Source organism: Streptomyces sioyaensis (assembly GCF_004122735.1).
Classification (GTDB): domain Bacteria; phylum Actinomycetota; class Actinomycetes; order Streptomycetales; family Streptomycetaceae; genus Streptomyces; species Streptomyces sioyaensis.
This window is the reverse complement of the sequence record NZ_SDIF01000079.1, coordinates 21870-30802: the sequence shown is the minus strand read 5'-3', so window position 1 is coordinate 30802 and position 8933 is coordinate 21870. Positions and strand designations below refer to the sequence as shown.

Below are 8933 nucleotides of genomic sequence, written 5' to 3'. Positions count from 1 at the left end.
GCGGCGGGGGCCGGCGGCAGGAGCGCCGCCGCCGGGGGCCTTCGGCGCGCGGGGCACGGCCGGTACGAGGCGTCCGGCGGCGCCGGGGACGGGCACCGTGCCGCCCTGCGCGCGGAGGCGGAACCGCCCGCGGGGATGCAGGCGGGCGAGGGGGCGGCGCACTGCCGCCGGGCACGCCGCGCCGGTGCGCCGGAGCCTCGCGCCACTCGAACTTCCGGTGTCGCGGGAGGCGTTGAGCACGGAGATGCCGTACGGAGCGGGAGTCCGGCGGCCGTTGCCGGCCGCGGGTGCCGGGCCGACGGGGGCGGCGCACGCCGTTTTCCCGTATGGCGCCGGGGTCGTGACACTCGTGTCGTTGCCGGCGGCGCCAGGTGCCGGTGCCGCCATGGTGAGGCTCAGGATCCCGGTGCGGACACCGTCGGTCCAGCGAATGAAGGAAAGAGTTCGCATGAAGCCCCCTGACCGAATGTGGGGGGCCGATCAGCCGGTGCCGAGGAATCGGCACCGGCTGACGGATCCAAAACCCTCTACCGGGGACGCCCATACGGCATCTCGGTCTGACCGCAACCAGGCGCTGGGGCCGGGCCAACGGGTAGGCCAGGTGCCGCTCCCCGGAGAGGATGGGCGGCCCACCGGTTGGATGGAACTAGTTATCCATGCGGCTCGTCGCGCTACAACAGTCAATCGATAAGGCCACCCGTTCGGAGCAGCGCGAAAAGTGGAAACTCGTACCAACTTGCGCAATGGCCTTAGGGGATGCCTTTATTCCACACATGGCTGATGAAGCGTTTGATTGCCGACCGCCCCCGCCCGGTCACGAGCCGGAACCGCCTGGCCAGGCAAGGCGGCCGCTTGTCATTCTTGTGCGCGGAACGCATACGGACCGGCCGGTCGGCATTAGTCGGTGGCCTCGCGCCATCACGACCATGACAACGGAAGTCATTACAGCATCCTTCACTCCCGCTCCGCAGTCACATCTCCCTTTGCACTTAGCCTAGTTGGCACCGCGTCCACAATTCTCCCGTACCTGTGACTGATCCGCGGGAGGCCGTCGGCGCGGACCGTCCGTGCTGTAGGGCTCGGACATTTACCGGCCTTGGGGCCCGGCCCTCGTCCCCCACCATGGCGGACAGCACGTCAAAGCGCTCTCCGCCGGAGCTCACAGTTCACTGCACCGCCCCGGGCATGGGGTGACCGGATTCCTCGATTCCGATTTCGCGCTCCCGAGTGAATCGCGCCATCGGTGCCGGCCGGCCGAATAACTCCCCGACCAGACAAGGGTGATTCGATAATGAACAATGACGCCGGGTATCCGTTTGCCCCCGGGGACGAGATCCATGCGCTGTCACTCGCCGCCTACGGGGAACGGCGGTGGCCGGCCGCGATGCACGGCCTGGAAACGCTGACCATGTCCCCGTACCAGGCCGGGTGGCGGCTGCGGGTCGTCCCCAGCATCGGCCACGTCCCCGTCCGCAAGGTCACCCGCCGGGTCGTCAATCGCGCCCTGCACTGCTGGATCGCCGACGAATGCGGCCTGTCGACGGTGAAGAACAGCCTTGCCGTGCTCGTCCGAGTCCTGGAGCAGGCGGTACGCGACGGGGTGCTCGACGCCAATCCGGCCCGGGTGGCCGGCTGGCAGCAGGAGTACCAGCGCGCGCAGAGCGAGCGCACCACGCCCAGGGCGCTGGCCCTGCCGGACGTGCGGACGCTGGAGCGGCTGGCGGCTTCGCTCGTGCAGCGGTCCTCCGACGGCCACGAGGGTTGGGGGGACGTCGTCCGGTTCGCCGCCTGGACCGGTACCCGCTTCAGCGAGGTGTCCGCCCTGCAGGCCCAGGACGTCGATGTGAGCACCTGGACCTGGCACGTCCAGCGCTTCACCGTGTCCGAACCCGACGGCCTCGGCGACCGGGCCTGCCGGGGCCGGCACCAGCGGATCGTGCCGCTGCGCCCCGCCGCCCGCGAACTGGCGGCCGCGCGGCTGGACTCGGCGCGCCACCTCCCGCACGCCCGGCTGTTCACCGGCCCGGACGGCAGCCGCTTCACCGCCGCCGTCCTGCGGGACACCACCCACTGGGACGATGTGGTGACCGAGCTCGGTCACGAGTACCTCCGGCGCCAGGACCTCCGGCACACCGGACTGACATGGATGGCGGACGCCGGGCTGCCGCTGCCCTTGTTGTGCGGCGCCTCCGGACGCCCCCTGGAGGACGCCCGGCGGTATCTGCCCCCCGACCGGCATCCGCTCCCCGCGCGGAACCATGGGGAACCACCGGCAAGTCCGGCCCCCGCCCGTACACCGGGCGGGGGCCGAACCCTTTTCCTGCAACGGCCTCAGGGATGACCGCACCGGGGCGCTCCGGCCAGCTCCGGTCGGGTCAGGTCCGGTCGGGCCCGCACGCGCCCGTGGACCTCAAGGCCGTGGCCCGGGCTGGCGCCCCGGTGCGCGGGCCCTCACACGTAGGTGAACGTCCCCGCGCCGGCGCTGCCGCCCGCGGTCTGCACGGTCACCTGCACCGTCGAACCGACGGTTCCGGGCGGAACGATCCCGGTCAGGACGGTGCCGCTGACCACCACGCCCGTGGCGGGCGCGGCCCCGAACAGCACGGTCGCACCGGCCAGGTTGGTCCCGACGACGGTGAACGTCGCTCCCGCCGAGGCGGTGGCCGGCGTCACCGTACCGGTGATCGTCGGAGCCGGCGCGAGGTAGGTGAACCCGCCGGGCACACTCGCGGTGCCCGCCGAGGTCGTCACCACGACCGGGACATTGCCTCCCGCGGCAGGCCCGGCGGGAGTGACACCGAGCAGCACCGTGCCGGTCGGGTCCGTGCCCAGCACGGTCGCCGCGTTGCCACCGATGGTGACGGTGGCGTTCTGCAGATTCGACCCGGCGATGACGAACGAGGTACCGCCCGCGACCGGCCCCGAGTTGGGCGTGATGGTCGCGGCGGCCGGCGGGAGCGGCGCGACGTAGGTGTACGACACCGGGTTGCTGGTACCGCTGCCGGTGGTGACGGTGACCTGGACGGTACCCGCGGCGTGCGCCGGGGCCACGACCGTGACGGTCAGGCCCAGCGGGTCCTGCCCGACGATGGTCGCCGTCGCCCCGCCGAACAGGACGCTGGTGGCGCCCGCCAGGCCGAGACCGAGCAGCGTGACGGTGTTGTTGCCCGCGGGCGGGCCCGAGTTCGGCAGGGTGGCGATCAGGGTGGGCCCGAAGGGCGGCAGAGCTGCCTGCGGTGTGGGTGTGGACATTCTGGGTCCTCCTGCTGTGTGAGCGCGTAGCCCGGCCCGCTCGTGACAGAGGTGGGGCACACGCCGGGACCGGGCACTGACAGCAGCCGGGCCGCACAGGAGGACGACGCAGGCGGCGCGCCACGGCCGGCTCACACCTGGCCGGTGCACAAGGGCCGTCGCGTCACTGGCCGCCCTTCGAGCCCTGCAGCGAAGAGGGCTGGTGGGTGGGCCGACTACCGGAGCCCGAGGGGGATGGACGGCCCGCCGACCAGGCACCACCAGTAATCCAGAAGAGTGCACACCGGGCAATCACGTTGACCCCGGAGCACCCTTTCGGCTCAGCGTGCAATCCCGTCACCACACAACATCACCCCGCTCCGCCCGCCGTCCGTATCCCCCTCCCGCCCGTGGGCCCGGCAGGGGCGGCGGCCGCTGCTTCCACCAGTGACGGGTAGTCCGCCAACTCGATTGCTGCGGAGAGGTCATCGCCCTCCCCCAGCATGGCGGCGAGGGCGGACGGGTCGTTCAGGAGGGCGTTGCGGGCGTCCATGGCCTCCTGGGTGGGCGGGGCAAGGAATTCGCCTGCGCCGCGGCCGCCCTCCTGGCATCGGGTCACATAGGGGCGCAGCTGCTGTTCGTAGCGGGCGAAGGCCGTGGCGTGGTCGCCACCGGCGAGAGCCAGTTCACCGGCGAGGACATAGGCACCGACGACCGCCGAGCCGGTACCCATCCCACCGACCGTGGCACCGTGGGCGGCGTCGCCCAGGAGGGCGATGCGGCCCGTGGACCACGTCGGCACGTCGACCCGGCTGATGGAGTCGAAGTAGAGGTCCCGGGCGCCCCGGAGACTTCCGATCACCTCCGGCGTCCGCCAGCCGGCTCCCTCGAAGGCCGCGGCCACCGCCGCCTTCTGGGACCGGAGGTCGCGTCGGTCGTAGGAGAGTTCCTCCGCGGCGAAGACGCAGAAGGATTCGCCCGTGTAGCCCGCTTCCCGGTCGCGGCGGGGCACCCTGCCGACCGTGGCCAGCCGGCCCGGTTCGCCGTAGCCGACCTGGCGGGCACCGAGGTCCCCCGCGTCCGCGGGCAGGTCCCAGGCGGATACGTAGTAGCCGAGGTGGCTGACGAACTCCTCCTCGGGGCCGAAGGCGAGCCGGCGCACGGTGGAGTGCTGGCCGTCGGCGCCGATCACGAGGTCGAAGGTGCGCGGCGCGCCCCGTTCGAACGTGACATGCACGCCGTCGGCGGTCTGGGTCAGGCCGGAGACGGAGTCGCCGAAGAGGTACTCGGGCGCACCGCCGGGGGCGGCACCGGGCGGGGTCAGGCCGTGCTCGTAGAGGATGCGGGACAGCTGCGACCGGAGTATTTCGACCTCGCCGCCAGTGAACTCGGCGGGGAGGGAGGCCAGTTGACGGCCCTGTCCGTCGATGAAGCTCAGCGGGGCGCCGCCGCCGGTGCCGTGGCTCCTGATGTCCGCCAGGACTCCCATGCGCTCCAGGACCTGGAGGTGGGCCGCGCCCCGGAAGTCGACCGCGAAGCCGCCGCCACGCAGGGCGGGGGCCATCTCGACCACCGTGACGCGGAAGCCGTAGCGGACGAGCCAGTGGGCCAGGGCCGGTCCGGCGACGCTGGCCCCCGAGATCAGCACGCTGCGCCGCGAGGACGCCGGCCCCCGCTCCCCGGCCCGTTCGGACCGCTCCACACCACCGCGTCCTCCTGCTGCTTCGTACGCCATCGCACGCTCCCCCGTCGATCTGCCGGACTGACAGATGAAACTGTATCCGACGGACGCAGTTTTGTGTACCCCGGACGCAGTTTTAGGATGCGGGGGTGGCAGGAGATGACGAGAAGCGCAGCGTGTTCGGGGATCAGGCGGGCAGCGTCGAGTTGCTGTGGGGCGGGCGCGAACGGCCCGGCCGGGGTCCCAAACCGGCACTGAGCCTGGAGCGGATCACACGGACGGCGCTGGCCCTGGCCGACGCCGGCGGGCTCGGGGCGGTCTCCATGCAGCGGATCGCGGCCGAACTGGACTTCTCCAAGATGTCCTTGTACCGCTATGTGCCGGGGAAGACCGAACTGGTCGCGCTGATGATCGACATGGCGATGGGGGAACCGCCGGCGCCGGACGCCCCGGGCCCATCCGGCGCCGGGCAGTGGCGCGTGGTGCTGCGGGCCTGGGCAAAGGCGCTGGCGGAGGTCTACGAACGGCATCCCTGGCTGCTGGGCGCGGCCGTCGGCCCCCGCGTCATGGGCCCCAACGAACTCGGCTGGACCGAACGCGCCGTCGCCGCGCTCGCGGACACCGGCCTGAGCGGCGGCGAGCAGTTCGACGCCGTGGTCGTGGTGAGCGGCCACATCCGGGCCATCGCCCAGGTGTCGGCCTCGATGGGGCTGGGCAGCGCGCGGGCCAAGGAGCCCGAACAGGTCATGAGCGCCGCGCTGAACGAACTGCTCGCCGGCCGCACCGACCGCTTTCCCGCGATCGCCGCGGCCGTCGCCGCCACCGAGACCGACGACACCGCACGTGACCAGGCAGGTGAGTTCGGCCTGGAGCGGATCCTGGACGGCCTGGAGGCCTATATGAGCAGGGCTTAGATTCCACCGGGACGCCGGCCGGTGTGGTCGCTACCGTCCGGTGTAGGTGAACTCGTCGGCCGGGCTGGTGGGAGAGGTGGCCTTGCCGACCGTCACGGTGATGTTCACTGTCTGCTGGACGTCGAGCTGACCGGGCGCGGTTGCGGTCAGCTGGCCGGTGGAGACGAACGTGGATTCGGCCACCTTGTCCTTGAAGTGCACGGTGGCGCCGTTGGCGAAGCCCGAGCCGTGGATGGTGACCGGGGTGCCGACCCTTCCGCTGGTCGGGCTGACCGCACTGACCACCACAGGTGCGGGTCCGCCATAGGCGAACTGCCCCATGGCGACGGCCGGGGAGGTGCCGAGGGTGTTGGTGACGCGGACGTGGACGACGCCGGTTCCGTTGGGGGCCTTGGCGGTGATCCTGTTGCCGGAGGGGTCGATGACGACGTCGCGCTCGGCACAGGCGAAGGTACCGAAGTCGACCTTGCTGTCCTGACTGAAACCGGTGCCGTTGATGGTCACCGGGGCGCCTGGTGCGCCGAAGGTGGGGGTCACGTCGGTCACCACCGGCCCGGAAGGGACGTCAGGCGCCCCCACCAGGTCCAGGTAGGTGGAGTTGGCGTGCTGGTAGGCGACCTGGCCGAGGAAGTCCTGGGTGGTCTTGTTGACCAGGTTCTTGGCAAGGCTCGTGTATCCGGTGTTCATCAGGCAGAGCGTGCCGGGCTGGACGTAGACGTTGCCCTTGGTGCGCTGGGAGATCGCCCCGATGAGCAGCTTCACTTCTTCGGTCGCCTGCGGTCCCGGGCTCGGGTACCAGCCGGCGGGGGTGTCGAGATCGGCCCACGCGTGCGGCACCAGGTCGTAGGCGTTGTTCTGGCGCTCGTCGATGACCCACGGCAGGGAGTTGACGTAGTCGACGAAGCTCTGCACGCCGGCGGTGGGAGCGGCATACGTCATCACCGCGAACTTCGGCTGTTTCGGCCAGGTCTGTGCCTGGAGGTAGGGCGCGAGCATGCTGGCGATGCAACCGCCCAGGCTGTGACCGGTCAGATAGACGGTCGGCTGCGGCGAGGAGGGCGCCGAGTCGAGCGCGCGGGTGAGCGCCTGAGCGAGCGTGACGTTCGGGGAAGGTGAGGCGATCGAGCGGGCGGTGACAACCCGTTTGAACGCATCCATTGCCCCCTTGGACACGTAGACGGGCGTCGGCGATCCGCTGTCGGGGAACGGGACGACCGTGCCGACGTCGAGGTCTTCGAGGATGTCGGTCAGATCGGCGTCCGTTCCGCGAGCGACCACGGCGAACTCGTTCGAGCCGTTGGTGCTCCGTGCGAGGTAGGCCATATTGGCGTTGGCCGGGCTCAGGGCGAGCCACACCAGCTCCCACTCGCCCTGCGTCGCAAGGGTGGGATCGCTCAGCTGCGCGTCGATGCCGGTGATGATGCGTTTGGTCTGCTGCTCCAGGGTTTCCCCGGACGGACGCGGGGTGGCCCCGGTGGCTGCAAAGGCAGCCAGGGTCATGGTCACCTGGGCGATTGTCGGATCGGGTGCCATCGTCGTTCCTGCTCCTCGGATGCTTTGCCGGTGCGGAGGCGGGACGGCCTTTCGGCAGCATCAGGGCAGATCTGTGCCGAACCGGCCGTCAGAGCGGATCGCCACAATCAGACCTCCCCTCTGCGTTGTCCGGTGCTTTTCCTGCCGTCAGGTCGACCAGGTTCACCTTGTTGGCCGTTCGTCCTCCGTGTGCGCGGTGCGCCGCGCCGGGTGCGCGGCGCGGTCGCCGGAGCCGCGGTGTCCGCGACGTCCCCCACCGCGGCTCTCCGCGCGACCTCTCAGTCCGCGGTGCGGGCGGGGGCCGCGGGCAGCGTGTGCAGCCAGTCGCACAGCAGCCGGTTGACCTCCGCGGGGCGTTCCTGCTGGACCCAGTGGCCGCAGCCGTCCAGGAGGTGGGAGGCGGACAGGCCCGGGAGGGTACGGGGGAAGGCCTTGATGGCGTCGGACATCCAGCGGGTGGGGGCGTCGAATTCCCCGCCGATGAAGAGTGCCGGCTGAGTGAGCGGGGCACCGTTCCAGGCGGCGAGGTCCTCCCAGTCCCGGTCGACGTTGCGGTAGCGGTTGAGTCCGCCGGTCAGGCCGGTCCGCTCGAACTCCCCGGCGTAGAAGTCCAGGTCGGCCTCGGTGAGCCAGGGCAGGGGCGGTCGGACGTCCTCGGGGAAGCGGTCGGACAGCTTCCCTCCCGGGAGGACGGAGTAGCGGGCGACGTCCCCCGGGGCGGACGGCGGCACGGCGTCCGACGGCGGCACGGCGTCGCCCGAGAGCGCGGCGTAGAAGCCCGCGAGCCAGCCGCGGACATCGGGCTCGATCTCCGCCTCCGCCCGCCCGGGCTCCTGGAAGTAGCTGATGTAGAACTCCCCGTCGCCGCCGAGCCGTGCGAAGGCCTCGGTGGGCCGGGTCTCGCCCCGGGGCGCGTAGGGAACGCTCAGCAGCGCCACGGCGGTGAAGACGTCGGGCCTGAGGAGTGCGGTGGTGGCGGCGATCGGCGAGCCCCAGTCATGGCCCGCGATCACCGCGGTCTCCTCACCGAGGGCGCGCACCACCGCGACATTGTCGGCGACATGGGCCAGCATCCGGTAGGCCGACACCTCGCGGGGCTTCGAGGAACGCCCGTAGCCGCGGACGTCGATGGCGACCGCACGGTAGCCCGCCGCCGCGAGCGCGGGGAGCTGGTGACGCCAGGAATACCAGGACTCGGGAAATCCGTGGACCAACAGGACGAGCGGGCCGGTGCCCTGCTCGACCAGGTGGATGCGGCCGCCGGGGACCTCCACCGTACGGTGCGTCGCCTCCGGCAGCGGGGCGGCGGACGGGTGTGCTCCCGGTGCCCCGCCCGCGGTGGACGGGGACGGTGTGGACGGTGTCGTGGCGGACTGCGACATGCATCCCTCCCAGGGGAGTTCGGCGGTGCTGGTGACGGCGGTGGTGGTGGCTTCCGGTCGATGGCGGACGGCGGAGGCGGGCGAGGGGTCGCGGCCTCCGTGGCCGGAGGGCAACTTCCGCTCGGATTCCCGGCCTTGGCGACCCTCCGGCCACGATCATGACACTGCCCCGGGCGGGCGGACGGCGGGGGC

Annotated in this window: 6 protein-coding genes and 1 pseudogene; 2 read left to right on the top strand and 5 right to left on the bottom strand. The window is 71.5% G+C overall.

What is annotated here, in order from left to right; genetic code table 11:
- Nucleotides 1–450 (bottom strand): annotated as a pseudogene (locus EST54_RS35110) (hypothetical protein); the annotation flags it as partial.
- Nucleotides 451–1291: 841 nt separating this feature from the next.
- Here EST54_RS35110 and EST54_RS23605 point away from each other — a divergent pair.
- Nucleotides 1292–2341: a tyrosine-type recombinase/integrase gene (locus tag EST54_RS23605; protein WP_129249727.1), complete on the top strand. Its 1050-nt coding sequence runs from the start codon at nucleotides 1292–1294 to the stop codon at nucleotides 2339–2341.
- 110 nt (nucleotides 2342–2451) lie between these two features.
- Here the strand turns inward: EST54_RS23605 and EST54_RS23600 are convergent, their stop codons facing one another.
- Together EST54_RS23600 and EST54_RS23595 are read right to left on the bottom strand one after the other, a co-directional pair.
- Complete coding sequence (locus EST54_RS23600) at nucleotides 2452–3252, bottom strand: IPT/TIG domain-containing protein (protein ID WP_129249726.1); 801 nt, start codon at nucleotides 3250–3252, stop codon at nucleotides 2452–2454.
- A gap of 349 nt (nucleotides 3253–3601) precedes the next feature.
- On the bottom strand, nucleotides 3602–4879 hold the full coding sequence (locus EST54_RS23595; protein ID WP_129249731.1) for an FAD-dependent monooxygenase: 1278 nt from the start codon (nucleotides 4877–4879) through the stop codon (nucleotides 3602–3604).
- Nucleotides 4880–5061: 182 nt separating this feature from the next.
- On the opposite strand from EST54_RS23595, the gene EST54_RS23590 reads away from it, so the two are divergent.
- Nucleotides 5062–5826 (top strand): TetR/AcrR family transcriptional regulator, encoded by a 765-nt coding sequence (locus EST54_RS23590; protein WP_244942599.1) that lies wholly within the window; start codon nucleotides 5062–5064, stop codon nucleotides 5824–5826.
- A 30-nt stretch (nucleotides 5827–5856) separates the two neighbouring features.
- Here EST54_RS23590 and EST54_RS23585 read toward each other — a convergent pair whose 3' ends face one another.
- Both EST54_RS23585 and EST54_RS23580 read right to left on the bottom strand, forming a co-directional pair.
- On the bottom strand, nucleotides 5857–7326 hold the full coding sequence (locus EST54_RS23585) for an IPT/TIG domain-containing protein (protein ID WP_239012423.1): 1470 nt from the start codon (nucleotides 7324–7326) through the stop codon (nucleotides 5857–5859).
- A gap of 311 nt (nucleotides 7327–7637) precedes the next feature.
- On the bottom strand, nucleotides 7638–8741 hold the full coding sequence (locus tag EST54_RS23580; protein WP_129249724.1) for an alpha/beta fold hydrolase: 1104 nt from the start codon (nucleotides 8739–8741) through the stop codon (nucleotides 7638–7640).
- Nucleotides 8742–8933: the final 192 nt, after the last annotated feature.

Excerpts from the sequence above, each read along its gene's own strand:
- EST54_RS23605 (WP_129249727.1), top strand. The coding sequence starts at position 1,292 with ATGAACAATGACGCCGGGTATCCGTTTGCCCCCGGGGACGAGATCCAT.
- EST54_RS23600 (WP_129249726.1), bottom strand. The coding sequence starts at position 3,252 with ATGTCCACACCCACACCGCAGGCAGCTCTGCCGCCCTTCGGGCCCACC.
- EST54_RS23585 (WP_239012423.1), bottom strand. The coding sequence starts at position 7,326 with ATGACCCTGGCTGCCTTTGCAGCCACCGGGGCCACCCCGCGTCCGTCC.
- EST54_RS23580 (WP_129249724.1), bottom strand. The coding sequence starts at position 8,741 with ATGTCGCAGTCCGCCACGACACCGTCCACACCGTCCCCGTCCACCGCG.